Origin of the sequence: Pseudomonas sp. GXZC, assembly GCF_026967615.1 — a bacterium.
In the GTDB taxonomy this organism is placed as follows: Bacteria; Pseudomonadota; Gammaproteobacteria; order Pseudomonadales; family Pseudomonadaceae; genus Aquipseudomonas; species Aquipseudomonas azotoformans_A.
The window spans coordinates 384,806-408,022 of sequence record NZ_CP114115.1; the positions used below are offsets into that span (position 1 = coordinate 384,806).

General features: G+C 59.7%; 20 protein-coding genes and 2 pseudogenes. 10 read left to right on the top strand and 12 right to left on the bottom strand.

Annotation, left to right across the window (positions count from 1 at the left end; genetic code table 11):
• Positions 1-20 precede the first annotated feature (20 nt).
• The 7 genes from OZ428_RS01890 (at position 21) to OZ428_RS01920 (ending at position 7,874) form a co-directional block, all read left to right on the top strand.
• The gene (locus tag OZ428_RS01890; RefSeq protein WP_014603542.1) at positions 21-3,125 is read left to right on the top strand and encodes an efflux RND transporter permease subunit; all 3,105 of its coding nucleotides are present in this window, start codon (positions 21-23) and stop codon (positions 3,123-3,125) included.
• A gap of 80 nt (positions 3,126-3,205) precedes the next feature.
• Positions 3,206-3,553 carry a DMT family transporter gene (locus OZ428_RS01895; RefSeq protein WP_038421338.1) on the top strand — a complete coding sequence of 116 codons (348 nt, stop codon included), beginning with the start codon at positions 3,206-3,208 and terminating at the stop codon, positions 3,551-3,553.
• 15 nt (positions 3,554-3,568) lie between these two features.
• Positions 3,569-4,189, top strand: a complete 621-nt coding sequence (locus OZ428_RS01900; protein ID WP_221388699.1) for a DUF3313 family protein — start codon at positions 3,569-3,571, stop codon at positions 4,187-4,189.
• Entirely contained in the window at positions 4,186-5,343 is a 1,158-nt protein-coding gene (locus OZ428_RS01905; RefSeq protein ID WP_000063629.1) for an MlaE family ABC transporter permease, read from the top strand. The genes OZ428_RS01900 and OZ428_RS01905 overlap by 4 nt, the downstream gene beginning before the upstream one ends.
• 5 nt (positions 5,344-5,348) lie before the next feature.
• Positions 5,349-6,161, top strand: coding sequence for an ABC transporter ATP-binding protein (locus tag OZ428_RS01910; RefSeq protein WP_024944155.1), 813 nt, complete (start codon positions 5,349-5,351; stop codon positions 6,159-6,161).
• Positions 6,162-6,252: 91 nt separating this feature from the next.
• Positions 6,253-7,182, top strand: coding sequence for an MlaD family protein (locus OZ428_RS01915; protein ID WP_000433686.1), 930 nt, complete (start codon positions 6,253-6,255; stop codon positions 7,180-7,182).
• A 92-nt stretch (positions 7,183-7,274) separates the two neighbouring features.
• Entirely contained in the window at positions 7,275-7,874 is a 600-nt protein-coding gene (locus tag OZ428_RS01920; protein ID WP_003124411.1) for an ABC-type transport auxiliary lipoprotein family protein, read from the top strand.
• Between the two features lie 66 nt (positions 7,875-7,940).
• On the opposite strand, the gene OZ428_RS01925 is transcribed toward OZ428_RS01920, so the two are convergent.
• From OZ428_RS01925 to OZ428_RS01960, 8 genes are all read right to left on the bottom strand, one after another.
• Positions 7,941-9,944, bottom strand: a complete 2,004-nt coding sequence (locus OZ428_RS01925; protein WP_000132148.1) for a relaxase/mobilization nuclease domain-containing protein — start codon at positions 9,942-9,944, stop codon at positions 7,941-7,943.
• A 445-nt stretch (positions 9,945-10,389) separates the two neighbouring features.
• Entirely contained in the window at positions 10,390-10,968 is a 579-nt protein-coding gene (locus OZ428_RS01930; RefSeq protein ID WP_442964814.1) for a S26 family signal peptidase, read from the bottom strand.
• A gap of 24 nt (positions 10,969-10,992) precedes the next feature.
• Entirely contained in the window at positions 10,993-11,955 is a 963-nt protein-coding gene (locus tag OZ428_RS01935) for an SdiA-regulated domain-containing protein (RefSeq protein ID WP_010794530.1), read from the bottom strand.
• A 45-nt stretch (positions 11,956-12,000) separates the two neighbouring features.
• Positions 12,001-12,360 carry a TraR/DksA family transcriptional regulator gene (locus tag OZ428_RS01940; RefSeq protein ID WP_003090764.1) on the bottom strand — a complete coding sequence of 120 codons (360 nt, stop codon included), beginning with the start codon at positions 12,358-12,360 and terminating at the stop codon, positions 12,001-12,003.
• Positions 12,360-13,199 carry a universal stress protein gene (locus OZ428_RS01945; RefSeq protein ID WP_026014172.1) on the bottom strand — a complete coding sequence of 280 codons (840 nt, stop codon included), beginning with the start codon at positions 13,197-13,199 and terminating at the stop codon, positions 12,360-12,362. The genes OZ428_RS01940 and OZ428_RS01945 overlap by 1 nt, the downstream gene beginning before the upstream one ends.
• 108 nt (positions 13,200-13,307) lie before the next feature.
• A complete protein-coding gene (locus OZ428_RS01950) occupies positions 13,308-14,144 on the bottom strand; it encodes an aminoglycoside O-phosphotransferase APH(6)-Id (RefSeq protein ID WP_000480968.1) in 837 nt (278 codons plus the stop codon).
• Positions 14,144-14,947: an aminoglycoside O-phosphotransferase APH(3'')-Ib gene (gene aph(3'')-Ib / locus OZ428_RS01955; RefSeq protein ID WP_010794532.1), complete on the bottom strand. Its 804-nt coding sequence runs from the start codon at positions 14,945-14,947 to the stop codon at positions 14,144-14,146. The genes OZ428_RS01950 and aph(3'')-Ib (OZ428_RS01955) overlap by 1 nt, the downstream gene beginning before the upstream one ends.
• Positions 14,948-15,012: 65 nt before the next feature.
• The gene (locus tag OZ428_RS01960; protein WP_000904906.1) at positions 15,013-15,627 is read right to left on the bottom strand and encodes a recombinase family protein; all 615 of its coding nucleotides are present in this window, start codon (positions 15,625-15,627) and stop codon (positions 15,013-15,015) included.
• A gap of 197 nt (positions 15,628-15,824) precedes the next feature.
• Between OZ428_RS01960 and OZ428_RS01965 the strand changes: the two are divergent.
• Both OZ428_RS01965 and OZ428_RS01970 read left to right on the top strand, forming a co-directional pair.
• A pseudogene (locus OZ428_RS01965) lies at positions 15,825-18,637 on the top strand (Tn3 family transposase).
• A gap of 36 nt (positions 18,638-18,673) precedes the next feature.
• Complete coding sequence (locus tag OZ428_RS01970) at positions 18,674-19,582, top strand: C45 family autoproteolytic acyltransferase/hydolase (protein ID WP_000174819.1); 909 nt, start codon at positions 18,674-18,676, stop codon at positions 19,580-19,582.
• A 153-nt stretch (positions 19,583-19,735) separates the two neighbouring features.
• Here OZ428_RS01970 and aph(3')-Ia read toward each other — a convergent pair whose 3' ends face one another.
• Complete coding sequence (gene aph(3')-Ia, locus OZ428_RS01975; protein WP_000018321.1) at positions 19,736-20,551, bottom strand: aminoglycoside O-phosphotransferase APH(3')-Ia; 816 nt, start codon at positions 20,549-20,551, stop codon at positions 19,736-19,738.
• Between the two features lie 136 nt (positions 20,552-20,687).
• Here aph(3')-Ia and OZ428_RS01980 point away from each other — a divergent pair.
• A pseudogene (locus tag OZ428_RS01980) lies at positions 20,688-20,789 on the top strand (IS5/IS1182 family transposase); the annotation flags it as partial.
• A 97-nt stretch (positions 20,790-20,886) separates the two neighbouring features.
• On the opposite strand, the gene OZ428_RS01985 reads toward OZ428_RS01980, so the two are convergent.
• From OZ428_RS01985 to OZ428_RS01995, 3 genes are all read right to left on the bottom strand, one after another.
• Entirely contained in the window at positions 20,887-21,723 is an 837-nt protein-coding gene (locus OZ428_RS01985) for an aminoglycoside O-phosphotransferase APH(6)-Id (protein ID WP_000480968.1), read from the bottom strand.
• Positions 21,723-22,526, bottom strand: a complete 804-nt coding sequence (gene aph(3'')-Ib / locus OZ428_RS01990; protein WP_010794532.1) for an aminoglycoside O-phosphotransferase APH(3'')-Ib — start codon at positions 22,524-22,526, stop codon at positions 21,723-21,725. The genes OZ428_RS01985 and aph(3'')-Ib (OZ428_RS01990) overlap by 1 nt, the downstream gene beginning before the upstream one ends.
• Before the next feature lie 65 nt (positions 22,527-22,591).
• Positions 22,592-23,206 (bottom strand): recombinase family protein, encoded by a 615-nt coding sequence (locus OZ428_RS01995; RefSeq protein ID WP_000904906.1) that lies wholly within the window; start codon positions 23,204-23,206, stop codon positions 22,592-22,594.
• Positions 23,207-23,217 lie beyond the last annotated feature (11 nt).

The window sequence follows — 23,217 nt, forward strand, 5'->3', positions numbered from 1 at the left end:
ATCCACCAGGTTACTTCATCATGAAGATCACCGAGATGGCGCTGCGCGCCAGTCGACTTACCTACTTTGTAGCGCTCATCATTTTCGTCGCCGGCATCGCGACCTTCCTGAATTTTCCTTCTCAGGAGGAGCCGACTGTCACGGTCCGCGATGCGATGGTCACGGCGTTGAACCCGGGGCTGCCCGCCGAACGCGTTGAGCAACTCATTGCCCGGCCGATCGAGGAGCGCTTGCGCGAACTGGCAGAGGTCAAGCGCGTGACGAGCACCGTGCGCGCAGGCAGCGCCATGATCCAGGTCACGATCTGGGACCGCTACACCGACTTGGCACCGATCTGGCAGCGCGTCCGGGCCAAGGTCGCCGATTCGAAGGATGCCTTACCACAGAGCACGATGGGGCCTTTCGTCGACGAAGACTTCGGCCGCGTCGCGGTTGCCTCGATTGCGGTCACTGCACCAGGTTACTCCATGAGCGAGATGCGCGTCGCGCTCAAGCAGATGCGCGACCGCCTGTACACCGTGCCTGGTATTGAGCGCATCACTTTCTACGGCCTGCAGGAAGAGCGCGTCTATCTCGAATTCGATCGGCCTAGGCTCGCGCGATTGGAGCTGACACCACAGGGGGTGATCGACCAACTCGTCAAACAGAACGTCGTCGCTTCGGGTGGACAAATTGTTGTCGGCGGCATCAATGCAACCTTGGCGGTCAGTGGCGAAGTGCGTGACGCTCCCTCCCTGCGAGCAATGCCGATCGCGCTGCCACGACCGCAAAGTAGTACGGCGCCCGTGCCGACGATCGCATTGGGTGAACTGGCGCAGGTGAGTGTGCGGCCAGCCGATCCGCCGGAATCTGCTGCCATCTACAAAGGCCAGCCCGCTGTCGTCATGGCGGTTTCGATGGCCTCCGGTCAGAACGTGGAGCAGTTCGGAAAAGCGCTCAAAGCACGGGTTGCAGACCAGGAGAAGCTGCTGCCGGCGGGTTTCGATCTGTCATACGTCACTTTCCAGGCCGATGTCGTCAAGCACGAGATGGGCAAAATGAACCACGTCATGATGGAGACGATCATCGTCGTCCTCGGTGTCGTCGTGCTATTTCTCGGTTGGCGCACCGGGATCATCGTGGGCATGATCGTGCCGTTGACGATCCTCAGTGCACTCATCGTCATGCGCGCGATGAACATCGAGCTTCAGAACGTCTCGATGGGCGCCATCATCATTGCGCTCGGCTTGTTGGTGGACAACGGCATTGTGATTGCCGAAGACATCGAACGCCGCCTGGCCGGTGGCGAAGATCGTAAGCATGCCTGCCTCGAGGCGGGCCGCACGCTCGCCATTCCGCTGCTCACGTCCTCGCTCGTGATCGTGATCGTGTTCTCGCCGTTCTTTTTTGGCCAGAACGCCACGAGCGAGTATCTGCACAATCTCGTGGTCGTGCTGGCACTGACGTTGTTCGCTTCGTGGCTGCTGTGCCTGACTGTCACGCCCCTATTGTGCTACCACTTCGCCAAACCCCATCACAAGCAGGAGCAGGGCGACGCCTATGACACCCGCTTCTACCGTGGCTACCGGCGCGTACTGGAGTGGGTGCTCCACCATAAGGCGGTCTATGTAGCGTCGATGATCGCGGCGCTTGCCATTGCGCTGTATGGCTTCACCACCCTGCCGTACGATTTCATGCCCAAGTCCGACCGGCTTCAGTTCCAGATTCCGGTGCAGCTCGCCCCCGGTACCGACTCGCGCGAAACGCTCGCCCGCGTGAAGCAGATCAGTGGTTGGCTGGGCGACACGAACATCAATCCAGAAGTCTCCGATCACATCGGCTACGTCGCCGATGGTGGCCCGCGCTTCATCCTTAGCCTGAATCCACCACTGCCGGCATCGAACATCGCGTACTTCGTTGTCACATTGAAGCCGAAGAGCGACATCGACGCCGTCCTCGCCCGCACCCGCAGCTACTTTGCGCAAGCACATGGCGACGTGCGCGCCGAGCCCAAGCGTTTCTCGCTCGGTGCGACCGAGTCAGGGACTGCCATTTATCGCGTCAGCGGTCCGGATGAGGAGGTATTGTTGGGGGCCGCGTCCAAAATCGAAGCAGCGCTGCGCAAGCTGCCCGGCACCATCAACGTCAAGAACGATTGGGATACGCGCGTTGGCCGCATCGACGTACGGGTCGACCAGGACCGCGCGCGTCGGGCGGGCGTGACGACTGAAGACATCGCTGGCGGGCTGGATGTCCGCTACAGCGGCAGATCGATCTCGGTTATTCGCGACGGTGACACCTCCGTCCCGATCGTCCTGCGCAGTATCGTAAGCGAGCGTCGCAGCACGGCAGACGTAGGCGCGACGCTCATCTATCCCACCAACGGCGGTCCAGCGGTGACGCTGGCTCAGGTCGCAGACGTATCGCTCGCGAGCGAGCCCTCGGTCATCCAACGGCGCAATCTCATCCGCACGATCACCGTGCAAGGACAGAACACCTCTTACACCGCCCAGGAGATCATCAACCGCCTGGCGCCTAGCGTCGCTGCCCTGGACCTGCCCGCGGGCTACTCGGTTGAACTTGGCGGCGAGATCGAGGAAGCCGCCGAATCGAACGCCGCGCTGTCGACCTACATGCCCCTCGCATTTCTGGCGATGCTGATGCTGTTCGTATGGCAGTTCAATTCTTTCCGCAAGCTCGGTGTGATCCTCGCGACGATCCCTTTCACGCTTATCGGCGTGGTATTGGCTCTGAAGCTGACCGGCACACCTTTCAGCTTCATGGCGACCTTCGGCGTACTGGCCCTGTTCGGGATCATTGTCAACAACGCCGTGCTCTTGCTGGAACGCATCGACCAGGGGCTAGCGGAAGGCCTGCCACGCCATGAAGCCTTGGTTGGGGCCGCGATACAACGGCTTCGTCCAATCGTGATGACCAAGGTCACCTGCATTTCGGGACTGGTGCCACTCATGCTCTTCTCCGGACCATTATGGAAAGGGATGGCGATCGCGATGATCGGTGGGCTGGCACTCGGAACGCTGGTGACGTTGGGCTTGATTCCGCTGCTTTACGAAGTCCTGTTTGGAATCAAGCGAATTGGGCCGTGGAACCTGAGTGCCGCCACCGCGCATGGAGATCGCTCATGAGTCTCTTGCGAGCCGCCGCGTGCTGCGCATTCTCAGAATTCGTATGCACCCACGCTTCATGCGTATGTCTCGCTAGGCTTATGCGATTCAGCACCCATCCGCTGATCTGGAAATCCTGGTCGATTGTCATTGCCGCAGGGGTTCTAGGAGCGGGCTATCCACTGGGCCTGCGGGCCATCACGGCGGGCGGTCCGATGCGCTGGGTCGGCCTCTGTGTGGCAGTGACGTGCATGGCGGCCAGCGGCGCACTTTTGTGGTTCGCGCTCAAGCGGATTCCGATCAGCGCGGCCTCTGCAGCCTGGGCAGGAATCGGGCTACTTGGAAACTTGGGCGTCGGCGCCCTCCTACTAGGCGATGTCGCATCGGTAACGCGCTGGTCTGGCACCGCCCTCATCGCAGCAGGCATTGCCTGTCTTAGTTTCGTTTGATCAAGGAGACCCATTATGAAGAGCAAAACTGCATTGATCCGCGGCGGCATCTTTTTTTGCGCAGCAGGCGCGCTCTCTGGATGCGCGACCAACAGCATGACGCGCTCCGGATTTCTCGGCGACTACGAGAAGTTATCGCCGACACGATACGAGAACGTACTGATGTACCGCGCAGCGGGATTCGAGCCCAAGCGTTATGCCGCTGTCGTGGTGGAAGAAGCGCAGATCAAGACCGCCTCGGGTCGCATCGATGGGCTCGATGACGCGCAGCAGCGCGAAGTGCTAGACCATGTGACGAGCGAACTGAAACGCCAGGAAGGCAAAAGTCCCGCCCCCCCAGGTGGCGCGGGACAGGTTCGGGTGCGTGTAGCGGTCACCGAACTGCAGACACCGAATCGGGCAGTCAATGCAATGACGACCCTGCTGGTTGGACCCGTGACGACGGGTGGTGCCAGCCTAGAGTTCGAAGCAGTCGATTTAAGGACGGGACGCCGGGTTGCTGCCGCCAGTTGCTTCGAGCGCGGCAACGTCATTAAAGAGTTCGCCGGTTCGTACACATTGCTGGGTCATGCCAAAGCGGCGATCACGAACTGCATCGAGCGCATCGACAGCGCTTGGCGGGACACGCAGCCATGAGCAACGCTTCACAGGCTTGGCTCCGGCAGGATGCCATGGTCGGCGGTGATCACAAATGGCTGGCGGGTGGCGACTGGACGATAGAGCACTACGCCAGTCTGGCAAAATCCGTGTCCGCCGCCCGCATCAGTCATGCCGAGGGGTACGCCACTCCCTTACTCGACTGGACGCAAGTCCAGAGACTGGACACCGCCGGCGCGGCTCTGCTGGTGGAAATTCTCGGGCCAGACTCGATACTCGACCGGCCGGAGGCAGCTCCAAATCTGTCCTCGGATCGCCTCGCCCTAATGAGAGCGCTGGCCGCCGCTGCTACCGATCAGCAGAAGACGGAGAAAGCAGCGGTGAGCGGGAATCCTCTGCTCCGCGGTCTGGGACGCATAGGCCTGACCTTGGAACAGGGCTGTCGTGCGTGTCTTGGTCTGGCCGGGTTCGTGGGCCAGATCATCGAAACATGGAGCCGTACCGTTCGTCACCCGCGTCGCTGGCGCGCGACCTCGGTGATCGCTCAAATCCAGCGATCAGCGGTGGACGCCATTCCCATCGTGGCGCTACTGAGCTTCATGGTAGGAATGGTGGTGGCGTTCCTGGGAGCAACGGTGCTGGCCAACTTCGGTGCCAGCATCTTCTCGGTGCATCTGGTCGCCTTCTCGTTCATGCGCGAGTTCGGAGTGCTGCTCCCGGCCATATTGATTGCAGGCCGTACCGCAAGCGCGTACACCGCCCAAATCGGTTCGATGAAGGCAAATGAAGAGATCGATGCGCTTCGCTCCAACGCGCTCGACCCCATCGAGTTACTGGTGCTGCCACGCGTGCTGGCGCTTCTTGTGTCCTTGCCACTGCTCACCTTAGTAGGCATCTTGGCTGGCATTGCGGGCGGCGCCACCGTATGCGCACTGAGCTTGGAAATTCCTCCCGCACAGTTCCTTGCCATCGTGCAGGAAAAAATCGAGGTGCGCCATTTTCTTGTCGGAATGAGCAAGTCCCCGCTCTTCGCGGTGATGATCGCCGCTATCGGCTGCCATGAAGGGTTCAAGGTCGCCGGTAGCGCTGAGTCGGTAGGCGACCACACGACGTCTAGTGTCGTGCAATCAATCTTCATGGTGATCCTGATAGACGCCATCGCTGCACTGTTCTTCATGGAGATGGGCTGGTGAGCGCGGTGAAGCAAGACACCGACAACGGTGTGCGACACGCTATTGAAGTGCGCGGCCTGGACAACAGGTTTGGAACCCAGCAGGTCCATCAGGACCTAGACCTGGACGTGCGGCGCGGGGAAATCCTTGGCGTGGTGGGAGGGTCAGGCACCGGGAAATCCGTGCTCTTGCGTAGCGTCGTCGGGCTGCAGAAGCCGCATTCGGGCGTGGTCCGTATCGGGGGGCGCGACCTACTGCGAGCCCAATGGCTTGCGCGCGCGCGTATGGAGCGAAGGTTCGGCATTCTGTTCCAGAAGGGCGCGTTGTATTCATCGCTGACCGTCTTGGAGAACGTCGCTCTTCCTTTGATCGAGCATGTCGGTCTGGCGCGGCCTCTTGCCGAGCGTTTGGCAAGAAGCAAGCTGGGCTTGGTGGGGTTGCCTGCCGGAGCGGGAGACAAGTATCCGGCCTCGTTGTCCGGAGGCATGGTGAAACGAGCAGCACTGGCGAGAGCCTTGGCGCTTGATGCGAACATCCTGTTTCTTGACGAACCCACCGCAGGACTGGATCCAATCGGGGCTGCATCTTTCGACCAATTGATTCTGACCCTGCGCAATGCACTGGGCCTCACGGTGTTTCTGGTAACCCACGACCTCGATACGCTGTACACCATATGCGACCGTGTCGCGGTCCTGGCGAACCAGAAGGTACTCATCAACGACGGCATCGAGGCAGTCGAGCGCTTCAAGCACCCGTGGATACAGGAATACTTTCACGGCCCCCGTGGCCGTGCGGCCGCACAGGCCACAGGTGCTTCCAGCCAAGAGACGCAGCCATGAAACCCCTCCGCATCTGCATCATTCTTCCGTCGCGCACGCATTGGGCTGGGCGCACGCAATATTTAAACTCTGAGAACGAGGTGGTCTGATCATGGAACCACGTGCCCATCATGTATTCATTGGTCTGTTCGTCGTGCTGCTCGGTGCGATTGGTATTGGCTTCGCGCTTTGGCTCAGCGACACACGTTCCGACCACGATTACCAGTATTACCGGATTATGTTCGATGAGCCAGTGACCGGGCTTACGCCCGGCAGCCAGGTTCAGTACAGCGGAATCACGATTGGCGAAGTCGTTGCACTTTCTCTTTCACCGCGAGACCCAAGGCGGGCGATAGCGCGCGTACGCATCAATGCCACCATCCCGGTCCGGCAGGATACCCGCGCTGAATTGGTCATCACGGGAATTACCGGCAACGCGGTGATCGAGTTGAGCGACGGTGGGCCAAACGTGCCATTGCTGGATCGGAGAGAGGACGAGGAACCGTTGATCCTCGCACCACGTTCGGCGATGGCATCCCTGGTCTCCGGTGAGGGGAACAGCATGACGACACTCAACGGCATCTTGCTGCGCACGCAGGAGTTACTGTCGAAGGAGAATTTGGCTCTTGTGCACCGCAGTCTGGTGAATCTTGAACAGACCACGGGCGCGGTCGCTGACCAGAGGGCCGAGATCGCGACGTTAATCAGCAATCTGACCGAAGCAAGCAGAGAATCGACAGCTGCCGTGCGCCAAGCAAATAGCACTCTTCGCGATGCCAACCTGCTACTAAATAACGATGGTAAGCAAATCATGGTGAACACGCGTGATGCAACGGCATCCCTCGAACGCGCCGCTTTCAGGGTTGAGACGCTACTGCAAAACAATCAGGAATCGCTGAACCAGGGCTTGGCCGCCACAGGTCCTGCCATGCACGAACTCCAGCAGGCGCTGGCCAATCTAAACACCGTGCTGCGCCGACTGGATCGCAATCCGGCGCAATACCTGCTCGGTGGAGAGAACATTGAGGAAACCAAGCCGTGAACACTTCCGCCAGGATGATTCCCGTCGCTGCCGTGACTATGACGCTAGTACTCGGCTTGTCCGCGTGCAGTGTGCTTCCCAAAGCAGCTCCAATGGTCACCTACAAATTGCCCGACTATCACATCGCCCAGGCGGAGAGTACGCCGCGCGCCGTTCCGGGACCCGGGGCGCTGCGCGTCTACGCCCCTGAGAGTAGTCGCGTCCTGGATTCGGAGCGGCTGTTCATTGCGCAGCCCGATGGTCGCTTGTCGGCTTGGCAAGGAGTGCGTTGGGCCGACCCCGCACCGGTGCTGCTGCGTGACCGAATCGTCGAAGCCTTCATGCGCGATGGGCGGTCGACTTCCGTGATTACCGATAGCACCCCAATGAGCGCCGATATGGAGTTGCGCAGTACGCTGCGGGCGTTCCAGCTCGAATACCGCGGCACTGAAGCGATCGCCGCGGTTCGGCTCGATGTGCAACTGGTCGATCCGGCCAAACGGACTGCTATTGCCAGTAGACGCTTCGAAGCAATCCAAGCCACAGGCAGCAAGCGAGAGGCCGATGTGGTGAGCGCGTTCGGTGTCGCCACGGATATATTGGCCGGGCAGATCGTTGAATGGGCAGTTCAGGTCGGGGCAGCGCGTTTGCGAGTTGCACCGGAATTGGCAAGCAACCATGCACCCACAGCGTCGTCGATAAGCACAGACTAGTCGTCTTAACGGAGCACAGAAGCTAGGGCCAAAACGCTGCTCGACACCTTAACTCGGTACGACAGCCTACGGCCCCGATCCAATCCCAGGACCTCTTTGCCGTCCAACCTCCCATGACACACCGCCGCCGCGTACAGTCGCGGCGATCTGCTGCCCCAGTCGTGGCTCGATTATCGGCCGCCAAGGCACCAGACTGAATCCCATGCCGTCATCGAGCAGCGCATAGCGACCGCTGGCGAGCATGACCGAGCGCCGGTAGATGCCGGCTACGCGCTGCCCGTCTGTGACGTGCCGATGCTCCAATCCGCTATCGGCGGCAATGTGCTGGGCGGCCTGCGCCAGCTCCCGATTGCGCAGCGTTTCCAGCAGATTCCGGGAGAGAATCAGCCGCTGCCCGCGCCGCTGGGCCAGCCCCTGTTCTTCGAGGAAGTCGGCGCGCTGCTGCAAGGCTTGCCTAGCATCGCCGCCAAAGCCCAGGTCGCCCAGTCCCTTGCCGCCGCCGATCAACTGCTGATCCAGCCAGGTCGCGCCGATGACGCGGGCCTGCCGTTCAATCGGCAGATGCGATTTCAGTTCGACCGCCACGCCGCCCAGCCGCTGCGCGTCGTACTGGCGGCCACGCTCGGCCAAGTCGTCCGGCACCTTCCATAACCCCTCGGCCACGCGCTCCACGATGCCGGCCCGCCGTAGGGCTTCCAGCCGGCGGATATGGGCCGCCACAGCCTCTTGCGGGTCGCGGCCGGGCTTGGCTCGGCCTTGCTCGATCGCCAGGTGGTGATCGGTGCGGTACAGGCCATTGCTCGCCAGCGTGGCGATGTTCTTGTCGGCCGCCCGCACCTCGGCGGAACCGCGTACCTCCACCACCGCGCCGATGGGATAGTTCGCCAGCTCGTCGCGGGCGTCCAACGCGACGTAGTGGGCTTTGCCGTCCAACCCGTCGATGACCAGATAGCCGCGGTCGTGCAGCTCGTCGGCCAGACCCTTAGCAGCCACGCGACCGACGATAGTGCGGCCGTCGTCGCCCGGCTCGAACACCGCCAGCTCGCGAGGCTTGCCGCTCATGGCCCGCTGCATCGTTCGGATGATGTCGCCACGCTCGCCCAGGGCACGCAAGGTCTTCTCCGCGTCCGCATGGACGGCCCAGGTGCCGGGCTGCACCTCGTCGGCCAGGCCCAGGCGCTGCAAGTGTTGCAGGCGGCCGATCAGCAGCAGGCGCTGGCGTTGCAGCCGGGGTTCGTTGAAGCGTTCGATCTGCACCCGGCCATCCTCGCCGGCCTCGCGCTGCAACGTGCGGTCGAGGCTCGTCCACCGCTCTTGCTCCACCTCGCGCTGCAAGGTCTGCTGGATCTCCAGTTCGGTGCGCGGCCCCAGCCATTCCGTCGCCAGCTCGGCGGCGCGATGGCGGAAGCCGTGGGCGATGTAGTCGCCCGCGATGATGAGGTCTTTGCCGGTATCGTCGCGTCCGCGCACGATCAGGTGCGTGTGCGGGTTGTCGGTGTTCCAGTGATCGACCGCCACCCAATCCAGCCGCGTCCCCAGGTCGGCCTCCATCCGGTTCATCAGGTGCCGGGTGTAGGTGCGCAGGTCGTCCAGCTCCGCACTGTCTTCAGGTGAGACGATGAAGCGGAAATGATGTCGGTCGTCCTGGCAGCGTTCCTTGAAGGCATCGAGGTCGGCTTCGTCGGTCTGCGGCCCGTAGGCACGGCCCGGCTCGCCGTTCCGGCCGGCACCGTCGCGCTCGATGTAGCGCAGGTGCTTGGCGAGCGACTGCGGACTGGCGTTGCGCTGGTTGACCAGCAGCGTCTTGATGGTCACGCGCCGTGACATAGGGGTCAGCTTTGCGCCTGCGAAGCGCGCCGCCGTATGGCCGCGTCCAAGCCGTGAGCCGGGCCGCTGGCCGGCGTGCTGGCCGCTCCCGCCAGCGGTAGGACGGCGCACCGCCGACTTGCCGCCGCTGGCCTTGCCAGCCTGCTTGAGCACCTTGGAAACGAAGCTCTGGCCCTGGCCTTTGCCTCGGTTCTTCGGCGCGCCAGGGCGCACCCAGAAATCATGGTCGCCGCGGTCGGTCATGGCTGTGCTCCCTGCAAGCTCCGGCGTGTCCGAGCGTGCGAAGCACGCGGACATGCCTGCATCGGCGCGTGCCTCGCGCCCCACGCGGCACGGCGGCGAAGCCGCGCCGTGCCGCGCCACCCCACGTGCAGACTGGCTTTGCGGGCGGCAGAGTGCCGAACCCTTTGTCTTGCCTTCCGCCTTTGCCCTCGCTCCCGCTCCGGGCATCGGCGGCCCGGCGGCGCTGCTGCACGAGCAGCCAGCCCGCCGGCGAACACGCCAATGGCCGCAGGCCAGGCGCGTTCGAGGCAAGACGCCTGCACGTTGGGCGGCTGCGCCGAAGGCAGCGCGAAGTGCGGTGCGAATGCACCCGCACTGCACGCGCGACGACACGGCGACGAACAGTAGAACGACATGCCCGATGGCACGATGAGAGGCGCGGCAAAGTGCAGCGAATCGGCGGCCATCATGGACGTGTCTCCAGCCAGATCGGATGCGCAACGCCGATCACGGCGAACGCGCTGACCGGCCCGAAATAGCGGCTGTCGAACGACGCCGGGTTGGTCGCGCTCAACAGGAACAGTTCGCCCGGTTGGAGACGGCGGCAAAGCTGCAAGGATGGCAGCGGCCGGCCCAGCCGGTCGGCAGGCAGGGCGGCGGCCACCGGCACGCCGTCGATGCGAACCTGGCCGGCGACGATGCAAACGTGTTGTGGCGCGACTGCGCCCACACGTTTGAGCAGCGGAACGCGGGTCGGCAGGTAGCCGCGCTGCGCAGCCAGCATGGCGGCCCTGTCGGGCAGCGGCATCAGCACGATGCTGTCCACGGACAGCGGACGTGGCCGCGAGGCGGTGCGCGGGTCGAACGGTTCGATGCGATACCAACCGACCGCCACGCTGTCGGACGGGTTGTAGGCCATTCGCGGCAGGGGCTGCACGAACGCCGCCCAGGCCAGCGCAGCGAGGCCGACGGTGGCGAAGCCTGCCAGGGGAGCCCGCAGAATTCGGAAAAAATCGTACGCTAACAGTTCAAGCGTCCCGGCCACGCCTGACTGTAGCTTGTTGACTGGTCAATCTGTCTCGCGGGTAAAGCGATAGAACAAGTTCGGCTCGCTGACCACGTACAAATACCCTTCATCGTCGATGGTTACGCCTTCGGCTTGGGGTATACCTTTCAGCAAACCAGCAAACCCCCTCGCCAAGGAGCGGAAACTCACCACCTTGCCCTCGTCGGTCATTTCAATCAGCAGTTTCGACTCGTCGCTGAGCAGGATCAGATGGCCGCTCTGTTGATCGAATACAACCGAAGACAAGTCAGTGGCAAACACCTTGTCTTTTACTAGGTTGGACATGTCGCGGACGTGCAGGGAAACGCCTCCTTCCAGGCTGGCACGAAGGCCGCTCACTTCCAGTAATTGCCGGGGGTCACGCTCCTTGGTCACAAACAAACGATCACCTTTTAGGTCGTAGGCGAGCCCTTCAAGGCCTTTGTTGTCCTCCTTGCCAAGCGCCAAGGTTAGCGCTGAATACTGGTCTAGGCTCAATGGTCGATCAGGAGAAAGCTTACCGTATTCGTCGATGGGGATATCCACGATAACCAGGCTCTGCCGCCGCTCTTCGGCAATGACCAGTTGACCGTTGCCGGCATAGGACACCGCTTCCACGTCGTGGAAGCCATCCAGGCTGTAACGTCGCTCCACGTCACCGTCACGACTGAGGGCCAGCAGCTCGTTCGGGCCATTGGTAACCGCCCACAGCAGATTTAGGTCAGGATCGAAGGTCAGGCCCGAAAGGTTGTTGTCCACACCGGGAACCGCCTTAGCATCCAGCTCAACCCGATAGCCAGGCAGCCACACAGAGCGCTCCTGCCAATCGTCTGTGTGCCAGTGGGTCTTGATCCAAAAGTACAGACGATCATCAAGGTGATGAGTACGTACTTGGAATACGGTGAGCAACACAAGGCATACAAGCGCCCACATCCAAACACTTACTTTCCGTGTTCGGCCCAGCCAGTTTTTAGCCATCAAATACATTAGAAGCCTCGTTAAATCAGACTGACGCCACGAGCCGTGATGGTTTCAACCCGACTCGGCGCGGCTGGCACAGGTGATACACAACGGCGTGGCCGGATCGAACTCCAGACGGCCCGAGGCGATCAACTCGCCGCATTGGTTACACCAGCCATAGTCGCCCTCGTGCCAGCGCTTGAGGGCCAGTTGGAGACGGACACGTTCATGCCGTGCACGACTGCGGATCGCATCGTTCATCGCTTGTTGCTGGAGTGCGTCCATTCTCGATAGACGCCCCACCTTGCTTTGATCCAGCTCTACCGATTGCGAGCGAGACTCAGCGTCTCCCAGCAATCGATCCAGCTCGGCAGCCCGCTGTTCCAGTAGGGTCTTGAAATGGGCAAGATCGAGGGCGTCGTCCAGGCTCATTAGCGCAGCAGTAACAGCGGACTGGTGGTGGTACGGAGCATGCTGGTAGTGGTGCTGCCGACCAGGAACTGCCGGATACGTGAGTGTCCATAAGCCCCCATCACTAGCAGATCGATGCCATGCTCTTTCTGATAGGCGTGCAGGGTACGTTCTATTTCACCGCTCCGAGTCTCAGCGCGAACGGTAAATCCGGCGTTGATCAGCACTTTCTGCGCCCAGTCCAGCTGCGCGGACGCTTCGTCGTTCACGGGCCCAACCATGACCAGATGGATCGGCAGCCCCTTCAGCAGCGGGCTGGCTGCCAGCATCTCCACACCCTTGCGGGTTGTAGCGCCGCCATCGAATGCCAGCATCGCGCTCTTGGGCTTTTGGAAGTTGGCCGGGGTGACCAGGATTGGCCGGTGCATGATACGAATAACGCTTTCCAGCTGGCTTCCGACATGCTGACTCAGACCGCCACTAGACTCGCCCTGGCGACCGATAACCAGCAAGCGCGTTTCACTTTGCAGCTCTTGCAAGCTCTCCAGTAAATCGCCATGTCGCTGCTTGGACTCCGGTGCGCGCACACCATCATTCACGGCCCGTTCTTTCGCGGCTGCAAGCATGATTCGCCCTTGTTCAAGGGCCAACTTGCCGCGCTGTTCATCCAGGGAAGCAAGCTCATCAAGCAGGTGCTCGCGGCTGCCAAGGCCAATGTTGCCACTCAAATCTGCTGCAACCGGATACTGGCGCTGATCCAGCACATGCAGGAAGGTCAGCGGCGCTTCCAGGCTCAGACTGGCCCAGGCCGCGTAGTCGCAAACAGCTGGAGCCGAGGTGGAACCGTCGATACAGGCAATTAGGGGTCGTTTGCGGGAGAGGGCGAAATCCTACGCTAAGGCTTTGGCCAACGATATTCTCCGGTAAGATTGATGTGTTCCGAGGGGATAGGAGAAGTCGCTTGATATCTAGTATGACGTCTGTCGCACCTGCTTGATCGCGGCCGCGATAGCTAGATCGCGTTGCTCCTCTTCTCCATCCGCGTTCCAAGCTGCGGAAAGGCACCCATAAGCGTACGCCTGGTCGAGCAGGCGACGCGGATCGACGTCCAGCGCACGAGAGAATGCGTCCGCCATCTGTGCAATGCGTCTGGGATCGAGACAAAGGTCGTCTCTGTCAGCCGGATCGTAGAACATATTGGCGGCGCCAAAGCCCACTTCACCGACCAGACCGACGGGATCTATCACCAGCCAGCCGCGACTGGAGAACATGATGTTTTCATGATGCAGATCGCCATGTAGCCCACGCAGTTCCGAGGCATTGCTCATCATTTGATCGGCTATAATCGCCGCGTGGACGTAGTCAGTTTGACAACCTGCGTTTTGATCATCGCGCGCCCGCTGAAACAAAGCTGCAAAGCGATCCCGGATCGGGAGAAGGGCAGAAGGCAGGGGTTCCTCAGATGCGGCATACAGCTTCGCCATTAGTTCCGCTGCAATTTCGGTCGCCTGGTAGTCGCCGTGCTCGGCAACGATGTGAGAGAGCATTCGCTCCCCGGCATATTCGAGCAACATCAGATTGTTCTCACGACCGAGCAACCGGACTGCTCCCCTCCCATTGCGCCATACCAGATAGTCGGCCCCGCGCAGTTCATCAGCAATGTCTTCTATAGGTTTCAATCCCTTGACGATTGCAGGAGTCCCGTCTGGCAATGAAACTTTCCAAACGAGGCTGGAAAAGGTGTCCGCAATGAGAACAGGTTGCGAAACGTGCCAATGAGCAGGAAAAACAGGCGGCATGAACATCAACCCCAAGTCAGAGGGTCCAATCGCAGATAGAAGGCAAGGCGTTCGCGGTCGGGGGCTTCGATCCCCAATACATTGAATAGGACAGCGAAGGCGCGCTCTGCTTCATCTGGCGCTGCCCAGTTCTCTTCGGCGTTAGCAATCATGAGTGCCAAATCGGCATAGCGATCTGCTGTTCCGAGCCGCCCAAGGTCGATCAGACCCGTGCATTGAAGAGTTTTAGGGTCCACCATGAAGTTCGGCATGCAGGGATCACCATGGCAAACAACCATATCGGTGCGCTCTTGGTCGAGCCGCACCGGTAGCTCTCGTTCGACACGAGCCAAAAGATCGAGCTGCGGCGTACTCTTGTCCTCGTCCGGTAAGAAGTCGGGATTGACGGCATTGCGGGACACCACATCAACGGCGCGTCCGAACATTCGCGACAGCCTGCGCTCAAACGGACATTGATCAACCAATAGGCTGTGAACAGCGCCAAGTTGCTGCCCCATTGACGGCCACGCTTTGAGCAAATCCGCTCCAGACAGATCAGCCGCCGGTACTCCCGGAATTGCCGTTATCACCAAGCATGCACCCTCCTGTTCCTCCTGCCAGTTGATCACCTCGGGGCAAGCCACACCTCGACCTTTGAGCCAAATGAGGCGGTCACGCTCTCCAGCGAGCTCACCGCGGCGGGAAGCAGGTGCGATTTTCGCGAAGGCATGCCCGTCACCACGTCGAAAAACAAAATCACCAGATTCTCCGCCTCTGACAGGCAACCAGTCAGAATGCGATTCACCAAAAAAAATATTAGTTCGATTCAATGGAGGTTCCTTCAGTTTTCTGATGAAGCGCGGAGGTGGCTCAACCTGCGAAAAGAAACGAGTTGCTACGTAAGTCCGAGAACATGCTTTCCATGGTCTCTGAGCTCGCCTTTGGGACCGACATATCGGTAGAGAGTGACGCGCTCGATGCCGAGTTCCTTGCAGAGATCGGAAACTGAAGTATCGCGCTGGGCCATGGCGGCTTGCGCGAGACGCACCTGAGCTTTGGTGAGCGCGAATTTTCGTCCGCCCTTGCGACCGCGCGCTCTCGCGGAGGCGAGACCCGCCATGGTGCGCTCTCGGATCAGATCCCGCTCGAACTCGGCTAAGGTGGCGAAGATTCCGAACACCATGCGACCGGACGCAGTCGTGGTGTCGATCTGAGCGCCCTTTCCAGTCAGAACCCGCAGGCCGATCTTGCGGTCTGACAGCTCCTTCACCGTGTTGACCAGATGGGCAAGCGATCGTCCGAGGCGATCGAGCTTCCAGACCACCAGCACATCGCCGTCACGCAATGACTTGAGGCAGGCAGTCAAGCCAGGGCGATCATCACGACCGCCGGAAGCAAGATCATCATAGATATTGTCCCGTTCGACACCTGCGGCGCGCAAGGCGTCGTGCTGCAGGTCGAGAGACTGCGAGCCATCGGCTTTGGAGACGCGGGCATATCCGATCAGCATGTATCACAAACGTTGGTTTGAGGCGGCGCTTCGGCCACGATTGCATTGACCTCTGGAAATGTATCTCAACCAGCTTCATAAATAAAGCGTCTTGAACGCTATCAGATTTTGAAAAAGGAACATGTATGCCGCGTCGCGTCACTCTAACCGATCGGCAGAAAGACGCGCTGTTGCGCTTGCCGACTTCACAGACGGATTTGCTCAAGCACTATACGCTGAGTGATGAAGACCTTGGGCATATCAGGCTGCGTCGGCGCGCTCACAACAGGTTCGGCTTCGCCCTGCAATTGTGTGTCCTGCGCTATCCCGGCCGGGTGCTGGCTCCAGGCGAACTGATCCCTGCAGAGGTCATCGAATTTATCGGAGCGCAGCTTGGCCTGGGTGCCGACGATCTCGTAGACTATGCTGCCCGCGAGGAAACACGGCACGAGCATCTTGCCGAGTTACGGGGGCTCTACGGCTTCCGCACCTTCTCCGGACGTGGTGCGAGGGAGCTGAAGGAATGGTTGTTCCGAGAAGCCGAGATGGCGGTGTCGAACGAGGATATCGCCCGTCGCTTCGTAGCCGAGTGCCGACGCACCCGCACTGTCCTTCCCGCGACATCCACGATCGAGCGGCTTTGTGCCGCGGCTCTCGTCGATGCCGAGCGACGCATCGAGACGAGGATCGCCAGTCGGCTGCCTATGCCGATCCGAGAACAGTTGCTGGCATTGCTCGAGGAGACGGCTGATGATCGGGTGACCCGTTTTGTGTGGCTGCGCCAGTTCGAGCCTGGCTCGAACTCTTCGTCGGCCAACCGGCTGCTCGACCGGCTCGAATATCTGCAACGCGTCGATCTCCCCGAGGATCTGCTTGCCGGCGTTCCTGCCCATCGGGTGACTCGTCTGCGCAGGCAGGGTGAACGGTATTATGCCGACGGCATGCGCGATCTCCCGGAGGACAGGCGGCTTGCGATCTTGGCTGTTTGCGTCTCGGAATGGCAGGCGATGTTGGCCGACGCAGTGGTCGAAACCCACGACCGGATCGTCGGCCGTCTCTACCGTGCTTCGGAGCGTATTTGCCATGCAAAGGTCGCAGACGAAGCGGGGGTGGTGCGTGACACCCTGAAATCCTTCGCCGAGATCGGGGGCGCCCTGGTCGATGCACAGGATGATGGCCAGCCGCTGGGCGATGTCATCGCGAGTGGGTCAGGGTGGGACGGCTTAAAAACCCTTGTTGCAATGGCAATCAGGCTGACCGCCACCATGGCCGACGATCCGCTCAATCATGTGCTCGACGGTTATCACCGCTTCCGCCGATTCACTCCACGCATGTTGCGCCTGCTCGATCTGCGAGCTGCGCCCGTTGCACTGCCGCTTCTGGAAGCGGTGACGGTCCTTCGTACCGGTTTGAACGATGCCGCGATGACCAGCTTCTTGCGGCCCAGCTCGAAATGGCATCGCCACCTTCGGGCCCAGAGGGCTGGCGACGCTCGCCTATGGGAGATCGCGGTGCTGTTCCATCTGCGCGATGCGTTCCGCTCCGGAGATGTCTGGCTTACTAGGTCCCGGCGCTATGGCGATCTGAAACACGCACTCGTTCCGGCACAATCCATCGCGGAAGGCGGTCGTCTCGCTGTGCCATTGCGGCCGGAGGAATGGCTGGCAGACCGGCAAGCTCGCCTCGACATGCGGTTGCGCGAGCTTGGCCGTGCCGCTCGCGCAGGCACGATCCCGGGCGGGTCGATTGAAAACGGCGTTCTGCATATCGAGAAACTCGAAGCCGCCGCGCCGACAGGCGCCGAAGATCTGGTGCTCGATCTCTACAAGCAGATCCCGCCCACGCGCATCACCGATCTCCTGCTGGAGGTGGATGCGGCGACCGGCTTCACCGAAGCGTTCACCCATCTGCGCACAGGAGCACCCTGCGCTGACCGGATCGGGCTAATGAACGTTATCTTGGCGGAAGGGATCAACCTCGGCTTGCGCAAAATGGCGGATGCGACAAACACCCACACCTTCTGGGAATTGATCCGCATTGGACGGTGGCATGTCGAGGGCGAAGCCTATGACCGGGCGCTGGCCATGGTGGTCGAGGCACAGGCAGCGTTACCCATGGCCCGGTTCTGGGGCATGGGCACGTCGGCTTCGAGCGACGGACAGTTCTTCGTCGCTACAGAGCAAGGTGAGGCCATGAACCTGGTCAACGCGAAATATGGCAATACCCCGGGCCTGAAAGCCTATAGCCACGTCTCCGACCAATATGCGCCGTTCGCAACCCAGGTGATTCCTGCAACGGCAAGCGAAGCGCCTTACATCCTCGATGGCCTGCTGATGAACGATGCTGGACGCCATATCCGCGAGCAGTTCACCGACACGGGCGGCTTCACCGATCACGTCTTTGCCGCATGTGCCATTCTCGGCTACCGGTTCGCTCCGCGCATCCGCGACCTGCCATCCAAACGGCTCTACGCGTTCAATCCGTCTACGCCCCGGCGCACCTGCGAGCGTTGATCGGCGGAAAGGTCAACCAAGCCATGATCGAGCGCAATTGGCCCGACATCCTGCGCATCGCCGCCACCATTGCTGCCGGGACCGTCGCGCCAAGCCAGATTCTGCGGAAACTCGCCTCCTATCCGCGGCAGAACGAGCTCGCGACAGCCCTGCGGGAAGTCGGTCGCGTCGAGCGCACCCTGTTCATGATCGACTGGATTCTGGATGCCGAACTCCAACGGCGTGCCCAGATCGGGCTCAACAAAGGCGAAGCTCATCATGCGCTGAAGCGGGCAATCAGCTTCCACCGCCGCGGTGAAATCCGCGACCGTTCCGCCGAAGGCCAGCATTACCGCATCGCCGGCATGAATCTGCTCGCCGCCATCATCATCTTCTGGAACACCATGAAGCTCGGCGAGGTCGTTGCAAACCAGAAACGCGATGGAAAGCTGCTATCGCCCGATCTCTTGGCCCATGTTTCGCCGCTCGGATGGGAACACATCAATCTCACCGGAGAATATCGCTGGCCAAAGCCTTAGCGTAGGATTCCGCCCCCTCCCGCAAACGACCCCGTGATGACCCTGCAGGCATCCCCTGAGACCCGGTTAATGCGCGCCGAGGTGCAGCGGCATTATCCGCACATCTGGCAGGAGCTGGAGGGGCTGGCGCAGGGACTGGAGGCCACTGTTGATCAGGTCTTTGCCTGGAACTGCCGTGGCGATCTGGTGCGCTCAACGTCGGATGGCTGTACGACGGTGGCCGGGGTAAACGCCGCAGGCGAGCGGATTATCGCGCATAATGAAGACGGTTTTCCTCAGTTACGGGATGAATGCTTGCTGGCTACCATTACTCCGAGTCGCGGTCTGAGCTTTACGAGTTTTGCCTATCCGGGGTCGATTTGCGGCCACACCTTTGCGGTAAATGAAAAAGGTATCGTTAACACGGTGAATAACATCCGTGCAGTGTATCGTCCGCAGGGATTACCGCGTCAGATCCTGGCTCGCGCCTCGCTGAATGCGAACACCCTCGACGAGGCCATCACTATACTTACCGGCCAGCCGCGATCCGGGGCGTTTCACCATACGCTCGGGCAGCTGGGCGATGCGCGGCTGTTCAGCGTTGAGGCCACCGGTCAAGGCTGTTCCGTTCTACCCCTGACGACGGTAACCGGGCATGCCAACCATCTGGTGCATGCGGCACTGGCTGGCGTTGAGCAGATCGTTACCGACAGTTCAGCGTCGCGGCAGTTACGCCTCGTGCAGTGGCGGGAAACGCAACCTCCGTTTGACGCCGCGGCGGCAAAAACCATTCTCTCAGATACCCATGACGCAGAACTGCCAATTTACCGGCTGGCTGCCGACGATCCGGATGAGGAGAACACCCTCGCCACGGCAGTTTTCACCCTCGATGCCAACCACGTCAGGTGGCAAATTTTCGACATTAACCGCGACGATGCTAAATTTCATGGAGAAGTGCGTGGGTGAAATAGCCGGTCGTCAGTCATAAAGGGCAGGGGAGTACCGTTGGCCCGGCGTTCGATAGTACCGTCCGGATACTGCCAGATATCGGCGTCCAGGGAGATGTCCTGAAGCGCGGTGTCCGGAATTTCAGGTTTGTGTCTCTACAAAGACTAACTATCAGAAAAACTCATCGAGCATCAAATGAAACTGCAATTTATTCATATCAGGATTATCAATACCATATTTTTGAAAAAGCCGTTTCTGTAATGAAGGAGAAAATTCACCGAGGCAGTTCCATAGGATGGCAAGATCCTGGTATCGGTCTGCGATTCCGACTCGTCCAACATCAATACAACCTATTAATTTCCCCTCGTCAAAAATAAGGTTATCAAGTGAGAAATCACCATGAGTGACGACTGAATCCGGTGAGAATGGCAAAAGCTTATGCATTTCTTTCCAGACTTGTTCAACAGGCCAGCCATTACGCTCGTCATCAAAATCACTCGCATCAACCAAACCGTTATTCATTCGTGATTGCGCCTGAGCGAGACGAAATACGCGATCGCTGTTAAAAGGACAATTACTAACAGGAATCGAATGCAACCGGCGCAGGAACGCTGCCAGCGCATCAACAATATTTTCACCTGAATCAGGATATTCTTCTAATACCTGGAATGCTGTTTTCCCGGGGAGCGCAGTGGTGAGTAACCATGCATCATCAGGAGTACGGATAAAATGCTTGATGGTCGGAAGAGGCATAAATGCCGTCAGCCAGTTTAGTCTGACCATCTCATCTGTAACATCATTGGCAACGCTACCTTTGCCATGTTTCAGAAACAACTCTGGCGCATCGGGCTTCCCATACAATCGATAGATTGTCGCACCTGATTGCCCGACATTATCGCGAGCCCATTTATACCCATATAAATCAGCATCCAGGTTGGAATTTAATCGCGGCCTCGAGCAAGACGTTTCCCGTTGAATATGGCTCATAACACCCCTTGTATTACTGTTTATGTAAGCAGACAGTTTTATTGTTCATGATGATATATTTTTATCTTGTGCAATGTAACATCAGAGATTTTGAGACACAACGTGGATTTGTTGAATAAATCGAACTTTTGCTGAGTTGAAGGATCAGATCACGCATCTTCCCGACAACGCAGACCGTTCCGTGGCAAAGCAAAAGTTCAAAATCACCAACTGGCCCACCTACAATAAAGGGGTCGTTTGCGGGAGAGGGCGAAATCCTACGCTAAGGCTTTGGCCAACGATATTCTCCGGTAAGATTGATGTGTTCCCAGGGGATAGGAGAAGTCGCTTGATATCTAGTATGACGTCTGTCGCACCTGCTTGATCGCGGCCGCGATAGCTAGATCGCGTTGCTCCTCTTCTCCATCCGCGTTCCAAGCTGCGGAAAGGCACCCATAAGCGTACGCCTGGTCGAGCAGGCGACGCGGATCGACGTCCAGCGCACGAGAGAATGCGTCCGCCATCTGTGCAATGCGTCTAGGATCGAGACAAAGGTCGTCTCTGTCAGCCGGATCGTAGAACATATTGGCGGCGCCAAAGCCCACTTCACCGACCAGACCGACGGGATCTATCACCAGCCAGCCGCGACTGGAGAACATGATGTTTTCATGATGCAGATCGCCATGTAGCCCACGCAGTTCCGAGGCATTGCTCATCATTTGATCGGCTATAATCGCCGCGTGGACGTAGTCAGTTTGACAACCTGCGTTTTGATCATCGCGCGCCCGCTGAAACAAAGCTGCAAAGCGATCCCGGATCGGGAGAAGGGCAGAAGGCAGGGGTTCCTCAGATGCGGCATACAGCTTCGCCATTAGTTCCGCTGCAATTTCGGTCGCCTGGTAGTCGCCGTGCTCGGCAACGATGTGAGAGAGCATTCGCTCCCCGGCATATTCGAGCAACATCAGATTGTTCTCACGACCGAGCAACCGGACTGCTCCCCTCCCATTGCGCCATACCAGATAGTCGGCCCCGCGCAGTTCATCAGCAATGTCTTCTATAGGTTTCAATCCCTTGACGATTGCAGGAGTCCCGTCTGGCAATGAAACTTTCCAAACGAGGCTGGAAAAGGTGTCCGCAATGAGAACAGGTTGCGAAACGTGCCAATGAGCAGGAAAAACAGGCGGCATGAACATCAACCCCAAGTCAGAGGGTCCAATCGCAGATAGAAGGCAAGGCGTTCGCGGTCGGGGGCTTCGATCCCCAATACATTGAATAGGACAGCGAAGGCGCGCTCTGCTTCATCTGGCGCTGCCCAGTTCTCTTCGGCGTTAGCAATCATGAGTGCCAAATCGGCATAGCGATCTGCTGTTCCGAGCCGCCCAAGGTCGATCAGACCCGTGCATTGAAGAGTTTTAGGGTCCACCATGAAGTTCGGCATGCAGGGATCACCATGGCAAACAACCATATCGGTGCGCTCTTGGTCGAGCCGCACCGGTAGCTCTCGTTCGACACGAGCCAAAAGATCGAGCTGCGGCGTACTCTTGTCCTCGTCCGGTAAGAAGTCGGGATTGACGGCATTGCGGGACACCACATCAACGGCGCGTCCGAACATTCGCGACAGCCTGCGCTCAAACGGACATTGATCAACCAATAGGCTGTGAACAGCGCCAAGTTGCTGCCCCATTGACGGCCACGCTTTGAGCAAATCCGCTCCAGACAGATCAGCCGCCGGTACTCCCGGAATTGCCGTTATCACCAAGCATGCACCCTCCTGTTCCTCCTGCCAGTTGATCACCTCGGGGCAAGCCACACCTCGACCTTTGAGCCAAATGAGGCGGTCACGCTCTCCAGCGAGCTCACCGCGGCGGGAAGCAGGTGCGATTTTCGCGAAGGCATGCCCGTCACCACGTCGAAAAACAAAATCACCAGATTCTCCGCCTCTGACAGGCAACCAGTCAGAATGCGATTCACCAAAAAAAATATTAGTTCGATTCAATGGAGGTTCCTTCAGTTTTCTGATGAAGCGCGGAGGTGGCTCAACCTGCGAAAAGAAACGAGTTGCTACGTAAGTCCGAGAACATGCTTTCCATGGTCTCTGAGCTCGCCTTTGGGACCGACATATCGGTAGAGAGTGACGCGCTCGATGCCGAGTTCCTTGCAGAGATCGGAAACTGAAGTATCGCGCTGGGCCATGGCGGCTTGCGCGAGACGCACCTGAGCTTTGGTGAGCGCGAATTTTCGTCCGCCCTTGCGACCGCGCGCTCTCGCGGAGGCGAGACCCGCCATGGTGCGCTCTCGGATCAGATCCCGCTCGAACTCGGCCAAGGTGGCGAAGATTCCGAACACCATGCGACCGGACGCAGTCGTGGTGTCGATCTGAGCGCCCTTTCCAGTCAGAACCCGCAGGCCGATCTTGCGGTCTGACAGCTCCTTCACCGTGTTGACCAGATGGGCAAGCGATCGTCCGAGGCGATCGAGCTTCCAGACCACCAGCACATCGCCGTCACGCAATGACTTGAGGCAGGCAGTCAAGCCAGGGCGATCATCACGACCGCCGGAAGCAAGATCATCATAGATATTGTCCCGTTCGACACCTGCGGCGCGCAAGGCGTCGTGCTGCAGGTCGAGAGACTGCGAGCCATCGGCTTTGGAGACGCGGGCATATCCGATCAGCATGTATCACAAAC